We start from the raw sequence: 25,370 nt of genomic DNA, 5'->3' as shown, positions 1-25,370 counted from the left end.
TATTTTCTTATTGAGTCCCAATTGTCTTTAATATAATTTAATTTTTCTATCCAACAATATCCTCTCAATTCTTTCCACATTTATCCATCTACATAGTCTTAATTCTAACTAGAATACTAATTTTAAACTAGTTTAAAAATCAATAAATATTTTTATATTATTCTTTATTTTAAAATTTTATTTCTTAGATTTGTAACCCCTTCTTTTTGGTGTTTATGAGATTTATTAAAAATATCCTTGATATAAAAAAATATCTCATTACAGAGAATGCACTCTGTTTAAGTGTTAATTCCTAAAATTTTTGCAAAAATGGATATTATTTTTTAGTTTAGGTAAATTAAGATTTGGAGATGACTAAGCTTTTATAGACATTGTTTTTATCTAGATTATTCCTTTATTATTAGGAATTAATTTTCACATGTAGATTCAGTACAATTCAAAATTATACAAACTTTAAAAAAGTCAAGATAAATTTTTCTGTTAAAACAGTTTTGATATTCACTAAGCATTGAAATTTAAGTAAAAATAGATAAAATTAATCAATAACATTGTTTGCAGCAAATATATAAAATCTATAAAAAATGGAATTATAATTTTGCTAAACCAATTTTTTCAGCGTAATGGAAATAGTGACTATTAAAGAATTATGATTAATAAAGAATAATTTTAAATATTGATTGTAATGGTATTACATAGAATAATTAAAGCTATTTTCTGTTAGATTATTTTCAATAATATAAAAAATATTTTATTGAAAATAATCTAACAGAAAACTAACTTGCATAAAGTTTATAAAACTTTTGTACAAGTAAAAAGCAACTAAGTATCGTGTAAAAATATATGCTAAACAAAACTCATGCAAGAGTTATTTATGTTTTATAAAAAATAACCAAACATAATTTTACCACTAGAATATAGACAACAGTGAGTTCCTTTTTTAAATAAAAACGTAAAATATACTAGAATATCTATGCAAAAAAAAATATTCTCTTATTCAATATTTATATTGATACTTTTCTTCATAAGCTGTTCATGATGCTATGAATGAAGACTAAGTATAACATTATCTTACATGGTGTAGAATTTATTATTTCTCTATTTTCTATTCTCTGTAAACATACAGAATAAACCAAAATCTTAAAAATTTTTAAGATTTTTTAAAATAATCAAAATAAACTAATGTAGTTCTTTAAAATATCTTTTACTTTAAAATATATTGGCTCTTTCAGGCTGGGCATGATAAATTAGTCACTAATAACTTTAAGAATTAGTATTCTGACTGCATTTTATTTTTTTAAAAAAATTAAACCGTTTAAAAACAAGTTTTTATGATTCAGGAAGTTTTATATAATAAAACTTTTAGCTCTTAGCTGTTATTGTTTTTTTCTACTATTCTGAAATAGCTAATTTATTGATCCAAGACAATTATTAGATTGACACAATGTAACTAGTTATCGGAAAAATCGTCGAGTACGGTGAATATTAAGATACATAAAGAGAGTAAATCATGGAAATTAATACAATTTACAACTCTAATTCAAAAAAAGCTGAACCATCAAGACAAACTCAAGGGAGTCATTGGTGTTCGTTAATTCTAGGCTGTTCAATAGAGCATCAGAAGATATCAGACGAAGGGTTACGGGCGTATATCAGAGAGAAAGCTGAACAAGAAGACTATCGAGGTGCTATTACTCTGCTTAACCAATTGATTAACCGTCATCCCAAAAGTGCTATGGATTACAATAACCGAGGGTTAATGTACTGTAAACAAGGGAACTTTTTCAGGGCTATAGAAGACTTTGAAAAAGCTATTATCCTCAACCCTTACCTCGACAAAGCCTATAATAATCGAGGTAATTGTCATGCTGATTTAGGTAACTTAGTCAAGGCGTTAGAAGACTACGAAATATCCTTAGACTTAAATCCTTATAATCAAAGAGCATGGATTAACAAAGGAATTACCTTGCGAGAATTGGAATGGCACGATCTAGCCTTGGAAACCTTTGATTTTTCCTTAGTGATTGGAAAACCCCTTAAAGGAAGAATTTATGGAGAACGGGGATATACCTACTATCTTCGTGGAGATTGGAATTGTGCGACCGCAGACTACCGTCGCGCTTTATCAGAATTATTGATCGGCGATCCTTACACTAGTAAAGTTCAACGGCGGTTATCAGAACTCCTCAATTTTTAAGGGACTGATTATTTTCAGAGTAGTTGCTTACCGTTATAATTATACTAATCACTTATAATAATACATACTAATTTAACTAAACAGTGTTATAAGACTTACAAAAACTGGGTTTTATCGGCTAAACAATTGAGGACAGTCCTACCTTTAGCTAACTAATATGAAAGTAGAGATGGTTAAGCAGCACGCCTGGATGGGTCAGTGATACCTGGATAGGAGTTCGGGATAATTCACTCAAGGAAGATTATAGCAAACCGCCCGACAGACCTTTTTCTATCAAGAAAACCCGCGTCGGCATGACTAAGGCTAGTAGGCTTTTGAGCAGCTAATTGTAAAGTAAGTAGTAACGATTTACTAGGGCAGTTTCGCCTTCAGAGTTTGTTAAGATTGGTAACTGAATGACCCCAACTATTTCTTCTGATCAAGTTAATCAAATTGTCTACAACCTACACCATGATCCCTTTGAGGTGTTAGGTTGCCATCTTCTTAATAACGATAGATCTTCTCCTCGATGGGTGGTCCGCGCCTATTTACCAAACATTCAAGCCGCTTGGATAGTATGTCCAGCCGAACACCAAGAATATGAGATGGAAGCGGTTTATCACCCTAACTTTTTTGAATGTATTATTGAAACTTCCCAATTAAACAATTATCAATTACGGGTAAAAGAAGGAGAAAACGAGCGAATTATATATGATCCTTATAGTTTCCCTTTTTCTAACTTAACCGAATTTGATTTACATTTGTTTGCTGAAGGAAACCACCACCGCATTTACGAAAAATTAGGGGCACATTCAGGGGAAGTTAAGGAGGTAAAAGGAGTTTATTTTGCCCTGTGGGCTCCTAATGCTCGTAATGTTTCTATTTTAGGAGATTTTAACCAGTGGGATGGCCGCCAACATCAAATGCGTAAACGCTTCAATAATGTTTGGGAATTGTTTATTCCCGGAATTGGTGTGGGAACCCACTACAAATATGAAGTGAAAAACTGGGAAGGTCATATTTATGAAAAATCTGATCCCTATAGTTTTTTTCAGGAAGTTCGTCCCAAAACTGCCTCTATCGTTGCCGATCTTGAAAGCTATCAATGGCAAGATGCTGACTGGATGGAGAACCGTCGCAATCAAGATCCCCTCAGTCAACCAGTTTCAGTATACGAGGTTCATTTAGGTTCATGGTTACATGCTTCTTCGGAAGAAAAAACCTCTGTCCTTAATGGAGAATTGGATCCTGTCCAAGTCTCAGAATGGAATACAGGGGCGCGTTTTCTCAGCTATTATGAGTTCGCGGATAAGCTAATTGCCTATGTTAAGGAATTGGGGTATACCCATATTGAATTATTACCCATTGCTGAACATCCGTTTGATGGTTCCTGGGGGTATCAAGTTACCGGATACTATGCTCCTACCTCGCGTTATGGCCGCCCCGAAGATTTCATGTATTTCGTAGATAAGTGCCATGAAAATGGTATTGGAATCATTTTAGACTGGGTTCCAGGTCATTTTCCTAAAGATGGTCATGGGTTAGCTTTTTTTGATGGCACTCACCTCTATGAATATGCTGATTCTCGTGAAGGAGAACATAAAGAGTGGGGAACTCTTGTCTTTAACTATGGACGTAACGAAGTTCGTAACTTTTTAGTGGCTAATGTTCTGTTTTGGTTTGATAAGTATCATATTGATGGCATTCGAGTAGACGCAGTTGCATCTATGCTTTACCGTGATTATCTGCGAAAAGATGGGGAATGGATAGCCAACGAATATGGTGGACGGGAAAATCTAGAGGCTGCTGATTTCTTGCGACAAGTCAACAGTGTTCTTTATAGCTATTTTCCAGGGGTATTATCTATTGCTGAAGAGTCTACTTCCTGGCCAATGGTTTCTTGTCCTACTTATGTTGGGGGACTAGGATTTAACCTCAAGTGGAATATGGGGTGGATGCATGATATACTCGACTATTTTGGAATAGACCCTTGGTTTCGTCAATTTCACCAAAACAATATCACCTTTAGTATGTGGTATCACCACAGTGAGAACTACATGTTGGCGTTGTCCCACGACGAAGTAGTACATGGCAAAAGCAACATGATGGGAAAAATGCCAGGAGATGAATGGCAAAAATATGCTAACGTACGCGCGTTATTTAGCTATATGTTTACCCATCCTGGGAAAAAGACCATGTTTATGAGCATGGAATTTGGCCAATGGAGTGAGTGGAATGTTTGGGGAGATTTAGAATGGCATCTGTTGGAATATAACCCCCACCGACAGCTTAAACGGTTTTTTACCGAACTAAATGCCCTTTATAAAAGTGAACCCGCCCTTTATGACCGTGATTTTGAAGAAGAAGGATTTCAGTGGATTGATTGTAGCGATAACCGTCATAGTGTAGTATCTTTTATTCGATGGAGTAAAAACCCTACAGAGTTTGTGATTGTTGTTTGTAATTTCACCCCCCAACCTCATAGTCATTACCGAATTGGTGTTCCCGAAGAGGGATTTTATACTGAGTTATTTAATAGTGATGCTAGGAAATACGGCGGCAGTAATATGGGAAATTTGGGAGGTAAATGGACTGATCAATGGTCATTCCATAGCCTTCCCTGTTCTCTTGATTTATGTTTGCCACCTTTAGGAGTTTTAATTCTGAAGTTAGATCGAACTAAGACTCAAACGATAGATAGTAGAATCTAACAATTTATCAGGTTAATGATGAATAATCAATAGTCGACCACGAACTAATCTAGGGGTCAACAGTTGTTAATTCCTCCTGATTTTTGAAAGTCGTTCATGCTCAATTTTACGTTCTACTATAGCTTTGCCAAGCTTGCCAAAAAGTATAAACTGCTAAAATGACTAATAGTCCATAGAAACAAAATTGAACCACTCTATCGGGTAACTTTGGAAGAAGACTGGTACTTATTCGTGAGCCAACTAATCCTCCTACTCCTAATATAAGTCCAATAGGGAATACAACATTTCCTTGTAAAGCATGGCCTATAGTAGCAGAAAGGGTGGTAATAACAATCACTCCTAAACTCGTCTGAATAGCGATTTTAATGGTTTCCCCTAAAAATAATATCTGTAGTGGAACCATAATGACTCCCCCACCAATACCGAATAAACCTGCCAGAAATCCGGCGGTTCCTCCGGTTCCTAAACGAGCTATTTTCGTAAAAATTTTGATGGTTTTAGTATGAGTAGAAGCTAGTCGGGTAGCTAACCGTTGACGTAAGTTTCCTAAGAAAACATTAATAATTAGTAAAATCCCCAAAGTAGTTAACAACATATAATCGGGAAGTAAATTAGCAGTATGTACTCCAAATTGAGCTGTAATTAAGGCCGGAGACCCTAAAAGGATAACGCGCTGTAGATCTAAATAACCCCTACGCCAATTCTGAATACTTCCTGATAAAGAGGTAATAAAAATGGCTAAACTACTTGTGGCAACAGCCTGTACGGGCATATGACCAAGGGTTACTAATAAAGGAACTAATATAGTTCCTCCCCCAATGCCTAGTAGTCCAGCCAACAAACCCGAAAATAAACCACTAACAATTAAAAATAATAAATTATCTAGCATCTGGCGATTTTAGCCCTCTGGTATTTTATGATTGATTGTAAGCATCAATAGTTATTAACTGATTTATTAGTTTAAAATGGATTATCGACTATTAACATATTCAAAAATTCATGGATATTGGAGCCTTAAGAGAAGAATACACTCACAATGGTTTATCTCGTAAAAACCTTGAAACTGAACCGTTTAAACAATTTGAAACCTGGTTTAAACAGGCTGTTAAAGCTGAACTAACTGAACCGAACGCCATGAGTTTAGCAACTGTTTCAGCTAAAGGTGAACCCTCATTAAGAACCGTTCTTTTAAAATACTTTGATACTCAAGGGTTTGTTTTTTTTACCAATTATGAAAGCAATAAAGCTAAACAGATAGATAGAAATTACTCTGTTGCTCTCTTATTTCTCTGGTTGCCCCTAGAACGTCAGGTCAAAATAAAGGGAAAAGCAGCTAAAGTTTCAACGGCAGAATCCCTGAAATACTTTGTCACTCGACCAAGAGGAAGTAAACTAGGTGCTTGGTCTTCTTCTCAGAGTTCTGTTATCTCTTCTAGACAGCTTTTAGAAATGAAGTTTAATGAAATGCAGCGTAAGTTTGATCAAGGAGAAATTCCCCTTCCTTCATTTTGGGGCGGCTATCGAGTTGTTCCTCATTATTTTGAGTTTTGGCAGGGTAGGCCTAATCGATTACATGATCGCTTTTGCTACAATTTACAGGATAATAAAACTTGGGAGATTGACCGATTAGCTCCTTAGAGTTTTACATCTTAATGAATAGAATGATTAATATTAACTAAATTTAATTAGAAATAAATTCAAAAATTATGGTCTAACATAGAATTTATATTCTGCAGCTTTAGTAAAAATATATTAAAGGTGATATCATTTTGGAGCATTGTAAGGGGGCAATTCCAATTCTTAGGTTTTATTTGAAACTTTACTTAGTTAGTTTAGAGATATATTAATCTTTTCCTCGTCGCCGTTGAGATGTTCTTTCCTCACTAGTATCTTCAGCTACGACCTCATATAAAATAGCTAATCCGTTTTTGCTGGTTCCTTTGCGTAAAATTCGACCTAATCTCTGAATATACTCCCGTGTGGAACCTGTTCCCGATAAAATAATTGCAATCTTAACTTCAGGAACATCTATACCTTCATTAAGAACATGAGAAGTGACCAAAGTCGTGTAAATCGCCTCTCGAAATCGAGTTAAAATCTCGTAACGTTCTTTCACAGGAGTTTGGTGGGTAATGGCGGGGATTAAAAATTCTTGGGAAATTCGATAAACGGTGGCGTTATCATTAGTAAAAATTAAAATAGATTCTTCGGAGTGTCGGCAAATTAAATCCGTTAGTATTCTGAGCTTTTCATCAGTTCCTGCTGCAATTTCTTTGGCCTCTCTATGAGCTAACATCGCCCGTCTTCCCGAAGAAGATCTAGAACTTGTTTTAAGAAACAATTGCCAATTATTTAAATTGCTCAAAGAAATATTAGACTTTTTTAAAAATTCATTGCGAATAATGATCGCTTCTTTATATCTTTCTCTTTCTAACTCGGATAATTTAACTTTAATTTGAATAATTTGATGTTGTGCTAAAATTTTGCCCGCGAGATCTTTTACTCCTTTGTGATAAACCAACGGACCAATAAGGGTTTCTAAGTCCCGATAACTGCCATCAGCCCTTTCTGGTGTTGCTGTTAACCCTAACCGATAGGGGGCAATGGCGTATTCAGCAATGACTCGAAAAAAATCTGTCGGCAAATGATGACATTCATCGAAAATAAGAAGAGCATATTGATTTCCCAAGATCTCCGCATGAATAGCTGCACTATTATAAGTAGCGATTAAAATAGGAGTGCGATCACGCGAACCCCCTCCTAATAACCCCACCTCCACATTAGTAAACGCCCCCATAATTTGAGTGTACCATTGGTGCATTAAATCCAAGGTAGGAACCAAAATTAAAGTAGTCTTGGAAATAGATTCTAGGGCTAATTGCGCTAAATAAGTCTTTCCCGCTGCTGTGGGAAGGACAACTACCCCTCGATGTTTATGTTGTTTCCAAGCAGCAAGGGCTTCAAGTTGATGGGGATAAGGAATTCGTTGGAAATTAGGGTTTAATTCTAATGAAATAAAAGCTTTCGCTTCATCAATAAAGTGAACTTTGTCAGCTTGTAGAGTCTCTACTAAAAGATAATAGTGAATGGCTTGGATACGGAATTTTTCGATGCGAACATCCCAAGTTGCCAATTTGCTCCAAGCTTTCCCCCTGGGGGGAGGATGAAGAATTATAGTTCCGCGATCATATTTTAGTTTTGGAGTAGAAGACATTTTGGGCAAGAGGAGGTGAGTTGGTTAAGATTTATAAAACTTAATTGTATCTAATGCGATCATCAAGATGAAATGCTTAGAAACAGTTGGATATTTTTTACAAGGGTGAGATGGGACAAGCTAGAATGAAATTATTTCAAATTTTAGCGAAGATAAACGCTTTATTGCCATGACCCAAGGCTATCAACAAGGAAGTCTCGTTGAACTAGAAATTACTGATCTTAGTAACAGTGGTGATGGCGTTGGACATTTTGAAGGACGTGCTATTTTTGTTGCTGATACGGTAACGGGTGATCACGTCTTAGTCCGATTAGTTCACATCAAAAAGCAATACGCCTACGGAAAATTACAGAAACTTCTCTCTCCTTCCCAACATCGTCTTCGTCCCTCTTGCATCGTGGCTGATAAGTGTGGAGGTTGTCAATGGCAGCATATTGATGAGACTTACCAACGTATCGTTAAACAGAACCACGTCATCAAATCTCTAGAGTATATTGGTAGGTTCAAGAATCCTCCTGTTGTCCCCATTTTGGCACCAAAAATGGGACTAGGCTATCGTAATAAGGTTACCTATCCCCTAGGACGTTCAGCCGCAGGCAATGTTCAAGGAGGCTATTTTCGCAGAAATAGTCATCAAATCATTAACCTTAACCAATGCCCTATCCAAGATTCTCGCCTTAATCCTCTCCTAGTCGAGGTAAAAAAAGATATTCAAGAACAAGGGTGGTCTATTTATGATGAAAAACGTCATCAGGGAAAACTACGTCATCTTTCTCTAAGGATAGGACGGCATACTGGAGAAGTACTTTTGACCTTGGTTAGTACCGACAAAAAACTGCGAAATGTTGATACACAGGCACAGACATGGTTGAAAAGGTATCCTGATTTAGTCGGAGTTTCCCTCAATCATAACCCTGATCGGGGCAATGTCATTTCTGGACAAGAAACTCTAACTATTGCTGGTCGTTCCTATTTGCGGGAAATATTTGTAGGACTGGAACTACACTTAGGTCCTGATACATTTTTTCAGGTAAATACCGAAGCGGCCGAAACCCTGATAAACAAAATTATTGAACAACTCAATCTAACTGGAACCGAACAGTTAGTCGATGCTTACTGCGGCATAGGGACTTTTACCTTACCTTTAGCTCAACAGGTACAACAAATTATTGGTCTAGAAGTTAACTCCACTTCGGTTACTCAAGCGCGAAAAAACGCCCAACTTAATGGTATTAACAATGTTTCGTTTCTGATGGGAACTGTCGAAAGCTTATTACCCCAACTATCATTCTTACCTGATGTTGTGATTCTTGATCCTCCTCGTAAAGGCTGCGATCAATCAGTCATCGAAACTCTCAGGAACGTTCGACCATCTTATATAGTCTATATTAGTTGTCAACCACCAACTCTAGCACGAGATCTCCAAAAATTATGTCAGGGGAAGACTTATGAATTAATTTGGGTACAACCGAGTGATTTTTTTCCACAGACTTTCCACATTGAATGTGCAGCCTTGTTAAAACTCAATTCTTAAGTATGCTACAATGATCATGCGAGCTTTAACCTATGAAAGTTTTTTTGTCCAGGTTTCCATGGTAGTTCGTAGTTCTGGTCTATTTTTCTATTATCTTCAATCATAGGAGAGTCTAATTTTATATCACTTATTATTTATTAGTAACCTTATTAAATTAATTTATTTTAAACAACCATGAACCAAGAATTTATTATATTAGTGGGAGTGATTTATTTCTTGACTGCTTTTACAAAAAATATTTAATTAATTAACATTATTATTTGACTATAGTGATGATATTACCTAAAATTTGGGTTAGTTGATTTTTTTCCAATTCTTAACCATGATTCATATAAATTACATCTTGATCTATTAATTAGTTTTGATAAAAGCTTGACGTGAAATCTGCTAAGACCAAACCTGGCTAAAGCTTGATTAGCAAAGGACTATAATATTACACAAACAAGCATTTTAAAACAGATGAGATCCTTAAAAGATTAACAACTGAGGTAAAACGCGTGATTTCTATTTCACTGCCTCCGACAAAGAAGAGCTGGACAACAATGAGCTTCACATCCACTCTTTATTTATGTCCAGTGCTTGACTTGTTATTAACTAATATTCCTATCTATTTAAGACCAGAAATTAGGTTAGGTCTACAAGAAGCTTTAGTTAATGCTGCTAAACATGGCAATAAGTTAGATCCCAGTAAGTCAATTATAGTCAATTTTTCTGTGACTGAAGAAGGTTATTCCTGGGTAATTTCAGACGAAGGACTAGGATTTTCCAGTGGGTGCAATTGTCACAACCTAACATCCCAACATCTGCCTCCCGAAGAAGCTGAACATGGACGAGGGTTATGTCTACTCCACGAAATTTTTGATCAAGTTTACTGGGATCAACATGGAACTCGCGTTAAATTGTGCAAGCAGGTGATGAAAAAAACAACTAAACCCTTGTTGACTTAGATACTTGGGGGTTTCTAGTTTGAATTCCAGTGGAAGTTCCATGACCTGGACAAGGAAAAGCAGAAATAGAACGATCTAACCAACCAACTGCTTGAGTCAAATGGTCTAGGGCCTCTTGTGATTGATCTTTGAGTAAAAAAACCAGTGCAAAGGCTATTTGTTGCTGAGCTTGCGCTTTACGGTTGTTTTTGAGGCGATGCCAATCATTGGGTGTAATAGCAAGTTGTTCAGCTAATGCCTGAGCAAGTTTTAGAGAGCTGATGGTTTGATCTTGTCCAGGGTTAGAAACTTGAGTGATTTGAGACATAGGAAGTCTAGGGTTTAAAATTAGAATAGAAGACGTAGAACTATTGCGTGGCCGGTCAGCAAAGAGACGAGTTAACCAAGTTGCTTGTTAAACAAAGGTTTTAGCCGTTGTATCTAACTTTAATTAGTCAATACCGACGGCGCCGCGACTACTATGCTTTACTCTTTAGTGTAACCAATAAAGGTGAGTATGAGAATTTTGAAGTGTTTGAAGCGGCTCTGGAAAATACACAGTTATCTCTCATAGAACTCAAAGAGGGCTACCAACAAATTTGCCAAGAATAAATTTGACAACACTTTGTGGGATCTTTTTTTAAAGAAACCTTTTTCTCTATTTATTCGTACAAACAATAAAAGTAGACTGTCTTCTAAAAAAAAACTCAAATATTAATTCTTTGAGTAAGTTTTATTTGTTAAAATGTGTAGTAATTTTTCTATTTTAGTGCCGTGATAGTTATTTTAAGATGGTTATTTCAAACTTGAGTTAGTTAATAGTTGACGGTTAATTATGACTACATTTCTTCGGTTTAAACATCAAGCGTTATTAGACTGTGCGTTAACCCATCGCTCTTACGTTAACGAACATTGTGACGTTACAGAACATAATGAACGTTTAGAATTTTTGGGTGATGCAGTATTACAATTTGTCGTAAGTGAAGAACTTTATCGACGCCATCCTGAATTAAGCGAGGCACAATTGACTCGTTTGCGGTCAAAATTAGTTGATGAACCCCAATTAGCTCAATTTGCAAAGATCTTAGACTTAGGAAAATTTATGTATCTTGGACAAGGAGCGATTAAAGATGGGGGACAAAACAATCCTGCTTTATTGAGTGATACCTTTGAAGCTATAGTAGGGGCATATTTTCTTGATGCAGGAATAGAAGCAGTACAAAAGTTTGTGCGATCACTCTTTAAAGATACAATTGATACTCTAATAATCCCTGAGTCAAAAAAAGTTTCTAGTAAAATTATCGATGTCAAGAATCGTCTTCAAGAATGGGCATTAGCTAGCTACAGAAAAGTTCCTGAATACTTTTTAATTGAGGAATTAGGACCTGATCATGCAAAAGAGTTTATTTTCGGTGTACAAATTAATGAGCAACTATTAGGGACAGGAAAAGGTCGCCGTAAACAGGAAGCGACAAAAGCCGCCGCCCAAGATGCTTTAAATAGATTGCCAATTTTCGATGAGTTAGGATAAATTAGTAATTCTTACAAAGTGTGATTTTGAGATATTTTTAAACTAATAATAGAAAGCATAAGAATTACTAAAAATAGGATTAATCCCATAGTACAAGCATAATTAATCTCTAAATCTTGAAAAGCTTTTTCATACAAATAATAAACAACAGTTTTAGAACTATTTCTGGGTCCTCCTTGGGTCATAATATAAATTTCCTCAAATACTTTAGTCGCCGCAATAGCAGAAATTACCCAAACTAATAGTAAATAAGGGCGCATTAAAGGAATAGTTATATCCCAGTGTTTACGCAAACCGTCTGACCCGTCGATAGCAGCGGCTTCATATAATTCATTAGGAATTGATTGTAGTCCCGCTAGATAAATAACCATGTAATAACCTAGTCCTTTCCAGATAGTAACTGCCATGACGCTAAAAATAGCAATTTTAGGATTTGTTAACCAAGAAATTCCTTCAGAAAATCCAAATTCTTGGAGAAATTGATTAAGCAATCCTTTAGAAAGATAAAGGGCTTTCCAAGCAATACCAGCTACCACCATAGAGATGACAACAGGAGTATAAAAAGCGACCCTAAACAAACTAATTCCTCGGATCCTTTTGTTTACTAATATAGCTAACCCTAGAGGGACGGTTACTAAAACAGGAACAACGACTATTAAGTACAACAAAGTGTTGCCGAGAATTTTCCAATACGCAGTATCTTTAGCCAAACGTTGAAAATTTTCTAACCCAATCCACTTTGGTGCTTGGGTGATATCATAATCGTACTGGGTAAAACTTAAGGCAAAAGCTTGCAATGCTGGAAAAATAACAGTAATTCCCAACACTAAAATAGCCGGAAATAGGAATAAATAGGGAGTAACTTTAGACATAATTTTTAGTTTGCTTCTTAGCATTAATTATGCTCCTACCTATCAGGTAACTTGTCCAATTGACTAATGCAATATCAATCGATTTATTATGGGATTGTAAGCATAGACTTCTCTGCGGTGAGAAGCAATGGTAATAGAATTAGATGGTTCAGCCCTCAATGAATTCAAACAGGTGATCGCTGTTTCTAAATTTTCTATTTATAAACAGAGACTGATACTACCACTCAGGATAAAAAACCCCTAACCGTAATCCAGGTAGCTGAAATTCAGCATAACGTTTGGGAAGATGGAGATTAAGAAATTTGGCTAAAAGTTGTTAGTGAAATCTAACTGTAGTACTAAAGTTTACGGTAGCTACAGTAACAAATGCCGTCTGATAATTTAAACTAAGATTTTGTACCAACATAAAAAACATTCCTACCATATTTACTATGCCTAACTAATAACTAATAAAAGACTAAATCTTTGTTTCTGTACTCTTCAGAGTTTAATTTTATGATTTGCAATAGCTTAGCATAACTTCTATTATAATAATAGCAGCAAAAAAAATTAACTTAAAACAGTTACCGTTAGGTTTTAACCCTGTTTGAGTGTTGACCGTTACGGTGTTTCTTTTCCTTAGCTAGTTAATTTTAAATCAAGTACATAATCTTAAGTAACATCATTAATCAGGTAAAGTTAAAATTTCTACTCCTGTTTCTGTTACCGCGAGAGTATGTTCAAATTGGGCTGAAAGTTTGCCGTCTTTCGTAATTGCTGTCCAGCCATCGTTTAATACTACCGCTTCCCAGGTTCCCTCATTAATCATGGGTTCAATCGTAAATACCATCCCTGGACGAATGCGTTTTCCTTTTCCCCGTTGTCCAAAATGGGGAATTTGGGGAGGTGTATGGAAAATATTGCTAATTCCATGACCAACGAAATCTCTAACTACTGAGAAACCGTAGGATTCAGCGTATTCTTGAATTGCAGCTCCAATATCCCCAATTTTAGCTCCAGGCTTCACTACAGCAATCCCCCTTCTTAAACACTCCTCTGTAACTTCTACTAATTGTCGAGCTTTTGAGGAAGGAGTTCCGACAAAAAAAGTACGGGAGGTATCACCGTGATAACCATCAAGAATAGGTGTAACATCAATGTTTATAATGTCCCCTTCTTTAAGAATTTGCTTAGCATTAGGGATACCATGACAAATTACCTTGTTGATGCTAGTACAAATTGATTTAGGAAAGCCATGATAACCTAGGGGCGCGCTAGTAGCGTTGTGCGATTGAGTCCAACGTTCAGCCTCTTCATTTAAGTACAAAGTACTTATGCCTGACTTGACCATTGGGGCTAGATGATCTAATAACTGGGCTGCTAAACGTCCAGCTCGTCGCATTTTTTCTATTTCTCGTTTCGATAATAGGGTGATTGTTTCTCCCATCAGTTCTATCAATAATTATATATATACCCTGATTTTAACATCTTTTTGAACAAAGGATATTAATTGAAAAATAAGCAAATGTATTGCACATTGATTATTAAGTGCTCTACAGTATAAAATTTATTAGGAGAAAAGTAATTATAAGCGTTGGTAGAATAATTATTTAAATTTTTTTTTACAGTGATGAAAATATGATATTTTGTCTAGGAGCGATCAACTAGGAAAAATTTAAACCGTTTTGAGTTGAGAATCACTTCAAAACCTCGAATACTTTTAATTGATTGTGGGAGTTATTATTTTCTCTTGATTGTCAATTTTATTTTTGTATTAATCATTAATTAATCGTAATTTAGTATTTTTATAATTAATTAACCTTAATAAGTTATAAATAAATATTGTTTTAAACATTATTATCAAATCTTAATTGCATATATATTCTAAAATAGAAAAGTAATTAAAGTTAAAATATGGAAAAAATACAAATCTATAAATATAAACAGAAAAATAATTAATTAATTCATACAGCATAAATACATATTATTGACAACTTCTTAAAATAAAAATTTTTTTGATTTTAAAGGCAAATAGAGGTGTTAATTATTGCGTTTTACTATAATTAATTATTGTTTAGTATATGCAAGTGAGCTGCTTGATTAAATTGCAATAAAATAATTGCATCTATAATTTTACTAATTGATAGTTCAGTACAGAATTTGATAGGAAGGACATGACATCAGATAAAATTTATTAAATTACTGAAGGGATGTTAAAAAATAAACATAATTGAGACAAGACAAATAAAGCAAAGTATTACTCAAAAGAGTTGCCCTGATAAATACCTGTTAAATCAATATAAATTAAGTTCTATAAATTGAATACAAAGAGACAACATTGTTAGCATCTTTAATATTTATTAAAAGCTATTTTTGGGGTTTAATAGATAAACTTTAATTTTCCACTGATATCGCGACCACCACCATTATTTAGTCTGTAACTTTACTGAAGTTACAGACTAAATATTTTCTGAGAGTACACCCGAGATTTAGATATAAAATGTGATATAGTCAGAGTGCAGTAAACATATCGCACATTCAGAACTTCGGGTGTTTCTTGTGAGAAATCCATCTGAGTGGAGGATAAACCCGAATAGGAGAAAGTTAAACATGTCAGTTGTTTCCCTTGCAGAATTGCTAGAGTCTGGAGTACACTTCGGTCATCAAACCCGCCGCTGGAACCCCAAAATGGACCGCTATATTTACACAGCTCGTAATGGGGTTCATATTATAGATTTAGTACAAACCGCCCAATTAATGGAAGATGCTTACGAATATGTACGTATCTCTTCAAGTAAAGGGAAGCGGTTTCTTTTTGTGGGAACTAAACGTCAAGCAGCTGGGATTATTGCTCAAGAAGCCTTTCGTTGTGGAGCAAATTACGTTAACCAACGTTGGTTAGGAGGAATGCTCACAAACTGGGAAACCATAAAAACCCGGGTTGAACGCCTCAAGGAATTAGAGTTTATGGAAACTAATGGAAACCTAGCTCGCCGTCCCAAAAAAGAAGGTTCGATGTTACGACGAGAACTAGGGAAACTCGATAAGTACCTAGGTGGGATTAAAACGATGCGCAAACCTCCCGATGTGGTTGTCATTGTCGATCAGCGACGGGAATACAATGCCATTTCTGAGTGCCAAAAACTAGGAATTCCCATTATTTCTCTTCTAGATACTAACTGTGATCCTGACTTTGCTGATATTCCTATTCCGGCTAATGACGATGCTATTCGTTCGATTAAGCTGATTCTAGGTAAATTAGCTGATGCTATTTATGAAGGTCGTCATGGTGAACTTAGTTCCCAAGGGGATTACGAGGAGTTCGAAGAAAACCTCGACGGAGATGATTATGAAGACTATGATGATTATGAAAGAGAAGAGGATCAAACAGAAGGTGTAGATCCACAAGAGATCATTGCTGAAACGAATCATGAAGAAGAGGAGTAAATTCGCTTCATTTTAGGACTAAGTTTACGGGATGTCTATGCAATATCTAGACATCTCCCGCCATTCTGATTAAATAAAATAAGCACTACCGAATTTCCTTATGATTAAAGATAAATTGTAGAGTGTGACTTGTGATAGGATTCTAAGACGGGTAAAAAAACACCTACTGAAGGTCACTCAACCAATTAAGCCTAACACTAAAGCCAACAGGGTAATTTGGAAAAATGATCAAGAAAACCTAATCAGTCTGGAAATCCAAATATCGAAACACTAATTCGTTCGATGGAAGGGATTTAGCAGAAGTGATGTTGCTGAGGATCTGAGACGGCAACTACAGTTTAATCTTAGCGGTTCAAGTCATTACAGTTAAAGCATTAGGAACATAAAGTTAACATGACGGAAATCTCAGCAAAACAGGTTAAAGAGCTTCGAGAAAAGACAGGTGCTGGCATGATGGATTGCAAGAAAGCACTTCGAGAAAACCAAGGCAATATAACTAAGTCCATAGAATGGCTACGGCAAAAAGGGATCACCTCAGCCGAGAAAAAATCTGGACGACAAACGGCAGAAGGACTAGTAGAAAGTTATATTCATACGGGAGGCCGCATTGGGGTTCTCGTAGAAGTTAATTGCGAAACTGACTTTGTTGCTCGCAGAGATGAATTTAAAAATCTTGTTCGCAATGTGGCTATGCAAATTGCCGCTTGTCCTAATGTGGAGTATATTCGAGGGGCAGATATTCCGCAAACCATCATCGCTAAGGAAAAAGAAATCGAGATGGGGCGAGATGACCTAGCTAATAAACCTGACAACATCAAGGAAAAGATTGTTCAAGGACGTATTGACAAACGTATCAAAGAATTATCTTTGATGAACCAACCCTATATTCGCGACCAAAGCATTGATATTGAAGAATTGATTAAACAAACTATTTCTCAACTAGGGGAAAATATTCAAGTCCGCCGTTTTACTCGCTTTGTTCTTGGAGAAGGAATTGAAAAAGTGGAAATTAATTTTGCTAAAGAGGTAGCAGAACAAACTGGTCAAATAAGTTCTGAGCTATAAGTTATAGTAGAAGAGAAAGTCGAAGAAGTTTCCCAAAAAACTAGGAACTTCTACAGAAAGAAAGTCGACTCCGTCAGCTGAAGCTGAAATATATTAAAGACTCTCTCCAAAAAAGGGAAAAGAAAGGATAGTCTTCTTTTTATGTAGACTTTTTGTAAAAGGCAAAAGAAAGAGCAATATTGCTAAACTTTTGCCTTTTTGACATTAATCGTAAATTTATTAAGTAAACTGTTAGTTAGAAAGTTATCTAAATCAATCTTAAATTATGCCCAAATCTCTCCAGCAAATTAGACAAGATCTGAAAGTCTTTGAAGAAAAAACTAAGGAACTTGCACTTGAATTAAATATACTTTATAGTAATTACTTAAAATCTTTAAGTAATTCGGCTCAACAACAATTAATTTTAGCTTGCTATCATATTTGTACTCAAATTTACCCTGAACAATTTTTAAAATTATCTTTTAGTCAAAGGGAAACCCTACAAAATAATTTACGTCAATTATGTCAAGAAATTCAATATGAAATTGAATTTCATTCAGAAACCTCTTCTTCTGTTCTACAGGCTACCGTTAAGGAGCAAATAGTATTGTTATCTGAATTAGAAGAACCTTCATCTAAGATAGATGATTCAGAAGTAGATCCAGAATCTCAAGTTTTAAAAATTGAAAATCCTGAAGAGTTAGTGAACTGGTGTAAGACTATAGAACAGAGAATTAATGACACTTTAGAAAGTCTTTCTAAAAAAGCTAATAATTATTTGCAGCAAGCTCAAATCATCTCTCCCAATTTGCCTCCTCAGTTATTAGAAATGGCTTTTAAAGCTGAAGAAGGAGAAGTATCTGCTGGGAGAACACCTAACATCATTAATTTGTTGGTGGAGACTAATCGAGAAACAAAGGAAAAAGAAGAAAAATCTGAATCGGAAATTACTAGATTTTCTGCTATTCAGTTACAATTATCAGAAATCGTCTTTGCTAATGCAACTTTAAGTCTGAAACGTAAAGAAATTCGTAAGGGTTTAGAAAAAATTAAAAAAATACATCAAAGTTATCGTCAGGCGCAACAGGAATACGCAAGAGTAGAGGCCGAAACTGCTTGGCGTTCGAGTTGGCATGAATAGTGATTCTACATTAAGAAAAACACAAAATAAAAAAGTTGATGAGCTAACTTTTGTGATCAAAAACATTGTTAATTTTTTCCTGATTCATCAAGGTAATTATGGAACGCAAAAAAAATAAGCCAAATAACCCTGATAAGCCAAAACCAACCACAGCTAATTTAAAATATGTGGAGATGACTAATATCAAAGTTAATAACAAAGTAAATCCTGTTAAACAGGTATAAATCAAACACTTAATCCCTAAACTAATGAGTTTAAAGTTTTTTTTATTTTCTTCTAGATAACGAATCCGAAATTGCAGTTCCTCTTGGTCAAATTTTTGCACCAGCCTTTGCATTAATCGATTAGTTGAGTTGGGATTTTGCCAGGTTTTTTTAATAAAGTCTTTTGCTTGTTGAGCTATGGCACTAATAACTATTCCTTGTCCATTACTTAAGGCAATACTTTTGACAAAAGGTTTGCTTGCTGTTAAGAAATTATATTGAGGATCTAGTGCACGGGCAATACCATCGAGGGTAGTTAAAGATTTAATAATAAACGTCATCTGAGGCGGTAAACGAAAGGGTTGTTTTTTGAACATTAAATACACTTCATCGTTAATAACTTCAAATGCTTTAACATCTACCGGTTTATCTCGAAAATTTTCCAAGATAAATCCAACAATCTGTTTGATAGCACTCATGTCTTTCAAGGGTTCAATTAACCCCATATAGACTAAAGTTTCAACTACTTTATCCGTATCTCTTTTTAAGACGGCAAAAAAGGTTTGAATCATTTGTTCTTTGTCCATCAATTTAACTTCTGTCATAGAACCAAAATCATAAAAAATTAATTCCCCTCTTTGACTTACAGCCATATTTCCAGGGTGGGGATCTGATTGAAAAAAACCATCAATTAATAATTGTTTTAGATAAGAGCAAATTCCTAGTTGGATGATACTATCCAAATTAATTCTGCTATCCTTTAAAGTAGTACGATCATCTACTTTAATTCCTGGGAGATATTCTAATACTAAGATATTTTTAGTAGTATATTTCCAATAAACTTTAGGCACTTTAATTTGCGAGTAGTGTTTGAAGTTTTTTCGAAACCGCTCGGCATTTTTACCTTCACGAATATAATCTATTTCTTGAAATAAAAGCTCAAAAAATTCTTTGTAAATTGCTTCGAGTTGATATTGTCTTAAATTAGAAAGATAGCGATTAAGTAAACGAATTAAACGATGTATAATTTCAAAATCTAAATTAAAAATTTTTTCTAATCCAGTCCGTTGAACTTTAACAACAACTTCTTGTCCTGTATACAATTTAGCGCGATGAACTTGTCCTAAACTTGCTGAGGCTAGGGGGATTGACTTAAAGTCCTTAAATAACTCATTAATTGACTTACCCAGTTCAGTTTCTATTACTTTGATTGCCTCATCAGAATTAAAAGGAGGAACCCGATCTTGTAATTGACTCAATTCTTGAATATATTCAAAGGGAATAATATCAACACGGGTAGAAAGAGATTGACCGATTTTAATAAATGTTGGACCTAATTCTAACAAGTTTTTTACCAACCATCTTGCACGTTTATGTCTACGTTTAGAGGAATTATTCCGAATCAGTTTATCCCATCCTAACCCTAGAAAAAATTTAAAACTAAACCCTAAAATCTCCCATTGACGCATCATAGGAGAAAGTTTAGAGCGTTGCCAACGTGGCGATTTATACAATACTCTCTGGGTAAGCATAAAAATCGAAGATAGCTATTAAGTAACGACTTAATCTTACAACAATTATACCGTCTTCAAGATTACCTATTAATTCATGAGTTATTTTAATTGTGTCATTAAGTAATTCTACTATTTCTTGTAATATAGTTAACCCTACGTTAATAAGAGCAATTATTTTCTACCAAAATACACAATTTTTATCTATGAAAAAACTTAAAAAATATATAAAAATTTTATTGCTAAGATAATAAATATTATTAAATAAAAAAAACCTAAAATTGCGTAATGTAATTATAGTTTAAGGATTTTTTATATAATTTTTGTGTATTTTCTAGGAGAACATAAGTATTAAAATTTTTTTAAAATACTAGATATATCGAATATTTTTTCATGAAATTAGTATCTATTAATAGATTCTTAAGAAGTCAAGTTAGTAGTTTTACTCTCCGATAGTAGCCGATTAAAGCTGACCTCCAAATTTTATAATTTATATTTTTTATGAAAACTTGTTTATCTCTTCAATTAATTTTTAAAAATTAGTTAAAGTAAAGATAAAACGTTAATATTTTCAATTTTAATATTTTATCTTCTAAGTGTAGATTTCTTTCTTTTATCTAGTTAATAACTTTTGTTTTATATGATTGCTCTTTAAGAACATAATTGGTTAATTTTTGTTACCAGAAAATTACAATTATTTTTTACAACAGTTAAAATATTGCGAATTTTATACCCAATAAAAACGGATCAATATTATTTATTTGTTGTTTATTATACACAAGTTGTTTACGGGTTATTATCTACTCAAATTTAAATATGTACTTTTATATTGAAGACTACAGATATTCATACTAAAGAGTAATTAGTATAATGATTTTTGAAAGATAAATTACCGGTGATAGATTATTTACAGTAATTAAAGTTACAAGCGATTACTATTCAATTAAATGGAAATTAAATTTTCTCTATTGTAATCACCTTAATTTTTCCCTAAAATATAGGGGTTTCTTGAAAATTATTCCTCCAACATATCAGTAAAATTGTGTGTTAAGATATCATTGATGGTTTGAGAAAACCTAATAATTGCCCTCACTTTTAGTAGTTAGGATTGGTTTGTCAATCCAAAGTTGAAATGTTAACTATGACAATATTTATTTAGAAACTCGAATAGTTGCTAATTATCTATCTTAGTAAGAATGGGAGCAGTATTTGACGGTGTTACCTTTTAATCAGCAATGGTTTAAATAGAATAAATAATGTATTGTTATAAATTACATAATTTTTTATCATATAGTATTTAAGTACTACCATATTTCTAGAAGTTGAATAAACAATTCGGAGATAAACAGTGATCATTAATGAGTCACCGTTGGCTGTTAACCATTCGCTGATAACTTAAAATAGTTTTTTGCTCCACTTATTTTTATTGGATGTCTAGTCCACTAAGAAATTTTTAGTTAGATTCAATTGTATTTGCACTTCAATCATGACAAGAACTCAACGCGCCATAGAATAGGTTTTCAGGACAAGTTTTACAAACCTAGATCAACGGCAATACGATGGCTGCAAGCAAACCCCGAGAAAGCAACTGCATTTAACCCTTGTCCAGGAAAAGTACTGTCTCCCACACAATAAAGTCCAGTGATCGCAGTTTGGTTAAAAGGCATTCCCAACAACCCTGCTAATTTTCGCTTTGGAATAGGTCCATAGGTTCCGTCATCTCGTCCTAAAAACCTTCGATGAGTTCGGGGGGTTCCCACTGCTTGATAGTCCAAAGCTTGACTTAAACCTGGAAAAATTTTTTCTAATCTTCCAATTAAATCATTAGTAGCTCTTTTTTTTTGTTTTTGGTATTCTCTAGTAGAAAGTCCTTGCCATCCTTTAATCCAGCTTGGGGTAAAGGTGTGGATAATATGATGATCACGAGGAGCTAAACTCGGATCAAGAAGCGTGGGAATAGAAACAAAAATCGTTCCCTGTTCAGCTTCCATTTTGTCCCAATTTTCTAACAAAACGTGATGACATTCGGTTTGAGGAGGCAATAAATCAGCCTTTACCCCTAAATGTAAACTAAGAAAACTGGGGGATTTTTGATAACGATTTCTCCATCGGTTTTCCTTAGCCAGCATTACTTTTGGAGTCAATAATTTTTCAAAAGTATCCCAACGAGTGGCATTAGAAACAATACGCTTAGCAAAATATTGTTGGCCATTGGCTAATTCTACGCCCACCGCTTTTTTCTTTTCTAGCAAAATTTTAGTGACTCTAGCTTTATACTGAACTTTTCCCTTTACTTTTTCAAGTCCTTCCACTAATTTCTGGGCAATTTGTCCTACTCCTCCTTTAGGATAATTAATACCTCCATAATGACGGTCAGAAAATACCATCCCTGCATTGATCATTGGGGTGAGATCGGACCGAACCACTGACCAGCAGTAACATTCCATATCAATGAATTTCAATAGTTGGAGATCACTGACATAGCGTCTGGCAATTTCTCCCACATTTTGTGGTAAATATTTAATCAACTTTAAACAGGACATGGGATTCTGGAAAAAGACCCGTGTTAAGTAACGAGGTTCTTCCAAGGAAAGTAACTCCATGGTATTGAGGCAGTTAAAGACTTTCCAACATTCATCGTAAAAACGGCGAATTCCTGTTTTCTCTTGCGGAAATTTAGTGATTAATTCTTCTATAAATTTTTCATAGTCTCGATAAACTTTTAGGTCTAATCCTTGAGGTAAATGATAATGAATCTGTACAAGATCTTCAATTGTTTCCAGACTAACGTCAACGGCTTCTAGGGCGCGAGTAAGTAAGTTGGTCGTTCCTTTGCTACCAAACCCAAAAATCATAGACGCACCCACATCAAAGCGATATCCTTCCCGTTCAAAATATCCCGCACTTCCTCCAGGAATTAAATACCGTTCTAATACTAGGACTTTTGCTCCCCTGACTGCTAATTGAGTGGCAGTTACTAACCCTCCGATTCCTGAGCCAATTACAATGACATCATAGTCCGGAGTCTTCCCCCTGCTTGTAGATACCATCGTTGAAGACTCGCTTTGTGCGATCATTGTTTTTTTCTGCTCCATATCCTTCAGTTACGATAACAATTTATTGACTTTTCTAGTTTATCTTGTCAAAGGAGCAAAAGATAAGTAAAAGAATAGGGTAAACGTCCTCAATTTTTTGAACAATTCCATCTGCTAATTTTTGCCAAAAATATATTAGATATATAGAAAAATAAACTTTATAATCTTAGTTTTAGCGGACTTTCAAGCTATCACTATAGATAGTGATACAACTTACAATATAGTCTTAATAAGAAGATTTATTAGGAATTTTTATAATTTTTAAAATAAAATTGATATTAGCAATTATCATCACAAATAGAAATGACAATTTGATTTAGTATTAATATTTCGCAATCTTTGTCAATCATATTTTTGGTAATTTTCCAAGGTTAAATTATGATATAAAGTTAAGAATATTTCTTGCTCGTCTTTTTTTACGAGCGTTGAAGATTATTGATTACCTGATCATGAATTTTTTAACGTTTGTTGGAGATTTACTCCAAAATTTATTGCTTTTAACCCTTATTTTTTGTGGTATTTGTTTGCTATTATCTTCGTCTAAGTCTTCAAGTAAAGGTCTTAATAGCCAATTTAAACGACTAACTTGTTTATTGGAAGATGCTCCCCAAAGTTCTTTGCGTGGACAAGCTTATCCTTTAGCTAGTCCTCTTATGACTCCTTTAACTTGTTTATTGGAAGATGCTCCCCAAAGTTCTTTGCGTGGACAAGCTTATCCTTTAGCTAGTCTTCTTATGACTCCTTTAACTTGTTTATTGGAAGATGCTCCCCAAAGTTCTTTGCGTGGACAAGCTTATCCTTTAGCTAGCCCTCTTATGACTCCTTTAGCGTGTATCTGGGAGAAAGGGTGGTATATTTTTTACCGCCAAAGATTAGCCACACCTGGGGTTAATTATTGGGAATGGAAAAATTTTCCTCTCGCCACCCAAGTTGTCCCAGAATTATTCTGGTTATGGAGTTTGCCTGAACCTCAAAGAACTCCAAAATTAATCCTAGAATCTTTAGCCAAAGAGGATCAGTCTTTTTGGAACCAAGAAACTATCGATAGGTTTCGGCAATGGCACCACCAAGCTACAGAACGTCTAGGGTTAAGTAAACTTAAGACTATTTATCAGGTGTTCTATGGAACATCTTGGGGACGGTTGCAACCTATTGTGAGTGAATATCCTCTCCACCTTCATCGTGCGTTTTTTGATGAGTCATCTCCTTGGTGGAAAGTTCTAGACCTTAATCCTTTCCCCACTTCGTTGCAAGTTGAGCAAACTTATAGGGGTTTAATTCGTCTTTGGCATCCTGATCGAACTCAACATCCCCTAGCTCATTATATTACAGCCCGTATTAATGGCGCTTACAAAGAATACCAACTGCGTCAGCAGAGGAATTCTCAAAAACTTGGTTTAGTTCAACAATGGTTCAAATCACGATTTTATTCCTGATATTTTTCCCGACGAGCTACCTAAGGGGATAGCAGGGGCTCCCTTGCTGTTCCAGTGGTCTTTTCTAGATAAGAAATTATCTTTTATTTACTCTTATCTAAACACCTCCAAAGTTAAAACTACAAACTATTGATCAGCTAGCTGTAAATGTGTAGGTTGTTAACTACTATGAAAACTCTTCTACCCTTTTCTGGTTTCTTAGCATTGTCGACTGTCTGTCCTAATCTAGAGATATGTATCCCCACTGTCCTAAACTCGAGGTTCGCCCTTTGATTTCTTAGCCTGTTTCCAAGCGTTGGTTATACTTATTCTATTCCAGCTTCTATAGCTTTGTCTCAAGCCCTGACCACACTTCTATTTCAATGCTAAGACATTGTGGAATATGGTGCTTCCGTGTAGAAGCTAAGGCTTACCCCCATTTATGTTAGTTGGACACTCTACAACGACTCTACTATATAGATCAAAGACATCCAATAGTCAAGATAAAAAAGTGATAAACAATTAAATTATTTTGATATAAGATGTAATTTCTTTCTTAAGGGAAACCTGTTGA

18 protein-coding genes are annotated in these 25,370 nt (G+C 34.8%); 11 read left to right on the top strand and 7 right to left on the bottom strand.

Annotated elements, in window-relative coordinates:
* Positions 1 to 1,507 precede the first annotated feature (1,507 nt).
* Positions 1,508 to 2,194 (top strand): tetratricopeptide repeat protein, encoded by a 687-nt coding sequence (locus tag ETSB_RS08740; protein ID WP_044107502.1) that lies wholly within the window; start codon positions 1,508 to 1,510, stop codon positions 2,192 to 2,194.
* A 395-nt stretch (positions 2,195 to 2,589) separates the two neighbouring features.
* Positions 2,590 to 4,884, top strand: coding sequence for a 1,4-alpha-glucan branching enzyme (glgB, locus tag ETSB_RS08735; RefSeq protein WP_044107501.1), 2,295 nt, complete (start codon positions 2,590 to 2,592; stop codon positions 4,882 to 4,884).
* A 106-nt stretch (positions 4,885 to 4,990) separates the two neighbouring features.
* Here the strand turns inward: glgB and ETSB_RS08730 are convergent, their stop codons facing one another.
* Positions 4,991 to 5,773 carry a sulfite exporter TauE/SafE family protein gene (locus ETSB_RS08730; protein WP_044107499.1) on the bottom strand — a complete coding sequence of 261 codons (783 nt, stop codon included), beginning with the start codon at positions 5,771 to 5,773 and terminating at the stop codon, positions 4,991 to 4,993.
* A gap of 110 nt (positions 5,774 to 5,883) precedes the next feature.
* On the opposite strand from ETSB_RS08730, the gene pdxH reads away from it, so the two are divergent.
* Complete coding sequence (pdxH, locus tag ETSB_RS08725) at positions 5,884 to 6,522, top strand: pyridoxamine 5'-phosphate oxidase (RefSeq protein WP_044107497.1); 639 nt, start codon at positions 5,884 to 5,886, stop codon at positions 6,520 to 6,522.
* 205 nt (positions 6,523 to 6,727) lie between these two features.
* On the opposite strand, the gene ETSB_RS08720 is transcribed toward pdxH, so the two are convergent.
* Positions 6,728 to 8,098 (bottom strand): DEAD/DEAH box helicase, encoded by a 1,371-nt coding sequence (locus ETSB_RS08720; RefSeq protein ID WP_084220226.1) that lies wholly within the window; start codon positions 8,096 to 8,098, stop codon positions 6,728 to 6,730.
* Between the two features lie 169 nt (positions 8,099 to 8,267).
* Between ETSB_RS08720 and rlmD the strand changes: the two genes are divergently transcribed.
* The gene (gene rlmD / locus ETSB_RS08715; protein ID WP_044107494.1) at positions 8,268 to 9,632 is read left to right on the top strand and encodes a 23S rRNA (uracil(1939)-C(5))-methyltransferase RlmD; all 1,365 of its coding nucleotides are present in this window, start codon (positions 8,268 to 8,270) and stop codon (positions 9,630 to 9,632) included.
* Between the two features lie 497 nt (positions 9,633 to 10,129).
* On the top strand, positions 10,130 to 10,579 hold the full coding sequence (locus tag ETSB_RS08710) for an ATP-binding protein (RefSeq protein ID WP_044107492.1): 450 nt from the start codon (positions 10,130 to 10,132) through the stop codon (positions 10,577 to 10,579).
* Here ETSB_RS08710 and ETSB_RS08705 read toward each other — a convergent pair.
* Positions 10,560 to 10,886, bottom strand: a complete 327-nt coding sequence (locus ETSB_RS08705; RefSeq protein WP_044107491.1) for a DUF6439 family protein — start codon at positions 10,884 to 10,886, stop codon at positions 10,560 to 10,562. The two genes, ETSB_RS08710 and ETSB_RS08705, sit on opposite strands and share 20 nt — an antisense overlap.
* Positions 10,887 to 10,993: 107 nt before the next feature.
* Between ETSB_RS08705 and ETSB_RS10100 the strand changes: the two genes are divergently transcribed.
* Positions 10,994 to 11,170 (top strand): hypothetical protein, encoded by a 177-nt coding sequence (locus ETSB_RS10100; protein ID WP_171816447.1) that lies wholly within the window; start codon positions 10,994 to 10,996, stop codon positions 11,168 to 11,170.
* A gap of 223 nt (positions 11,171 to 11,393) precedes the next feature.
* Positions 11,394 to 12,089 (top strand): ribonuclease III, encoded by a 696-nt coding sequence (gene rnc, locus ETSB_RS08700; protein WP_044107490.1) that lies wholly within the window; start codon positions 11,394 to 11,396, stop codon positions 12,087 to 12,089.
* An 11-nt stretch (positions 12,090 to 12,100) separates the two neighbouring features.
* On the opposite strand, the gene ETSB_RS08695 is transcribed toward rnc, so the two are convergent.
* Positions 12,101 to 12,985, bottom strand: coding sequence for a carbohydrate ABC transporter permease (locus tag ETSB_RS08695; RefSeq protein ID WP_044107489.1), 885 nt, complete (start codon positions 12,983 to 12,985; stop codon positions 12,101 to 12,103).
* Positions 12,986 to 13,625: 640 nt separating this feature from the next.
* Entirely contained in the window at positions 13,626 to 14,387 is a 762-nt protein-coding gene (gene map, locus ETSB_RS08690) for a type I methionyl aminopeptidase (RefSeq protein WP_044107488.1), read from the bottom strand.
* Between the two features lie 1,163 nt (positions 14,388 to 15,550).
* Between map and rpsB the strand changes: the two genes are divergently transcribed.
* The 3 genes from rpsB to ETSB_RS08675 all read left to right on the top strand — a co-directional run bounded on the left by rpsB (position 15,551) and on the right by ETSB_RS08675 (position 18,572).
* Positions 15,551 to 16,387, top strand: coding sequence for a 30S ribosomal protein S2 (rpsB, locus tag ETSB_RS08685; protein ID WP_044107487.1), 837 nt, complete (start codon positions 15,551 to 15,553; stop codon positions 16,385 to 16,387).
* Positions 16,388 to 16,780: 393 nt separating this feature from the next.
* Complete coding sequence (gene tsf / locus ETSB_RS08680; RefSeq protein ID WP_044107486.1) at positions 16,781 to 17,452, top strand: translation elongation factor Ts; 672 nt, start codon at positions 16,781 to 16,783, stop codon at positions 17,450 to 17,452.
* 265 nt (positions 17,453 to 17,717) lie between these two features.
* On the top strand, positions 17,718 to 18,572 hold the full coding sequence (locus tag ETSB_RS08675; RefSeq protein ID WP_044107485.1) for a hypothetical protein: 855 nt from the start codon (positions 17,718 to 17,720) through the stop codon (positions 18,570 to 18,572).
* 43 nt (positions 18,573 to 18,615) lie between these two features.
* On the opposite strand, the gene ETSB_RS08670 is transcribed toward ETSB_RS08675, so the two are convergent.
* Together ETSB_RS08670 and crtH are read right to left on the bottom strand one after the other, a co-directional pair.
* Entirely contained in the window at positions 18,616 to 20,307 is a 1,692-nt protein-coding gene (locus ETSB_RS08670; protein WP_044107482.1) for an ABC1 kinase family protein, read from the bottom strand.
* A 1,511-nt stretch (positions 20,308 to 21,818) separates the two neighbouring features.
* Entirely contained in the window at positions 21,819 to 23,363 is a 1,545-nt protein-coding gene (crtH, locus tag ETSB_RS08665) for a carotenoid isomerase (RefSeq protein WP_044107480.1), read from the bottom strand.
* 467 nt (positions 23,364 to 23,830) lie between these two features.
* On the opposite strand from crtH, the gene ETSB_RS08660 reads away from it, so the two are divergent.
* Positions 23,831 to 24,817, top strand: a complete 987-nt coding sequence (locus ETSB_RS08660) for a J domain-containing protein (protein WP_044107479.1) — start codon at positions 23,831 to 23,833, stop codon at positions 24,815 to 24,817.
* Positions 24,818 to 25,370: the final 553 nt, after the last annotated feature.

The organism is cyanobacterium endosymbiont of Epithemia turgida isolate EtSB Lake Yunoko, assembly GCF_000829235.1.
GTDB lineage: Bacteria > Cyanobacteriota > Cyanobacteriia > Cyanobacteriales > Microcystaceae > Rippkaea.
Note: the sequence above shows the minus strand (reverse complement) of the source record. Positions and strands in the feature narration are given on the sequence as shown.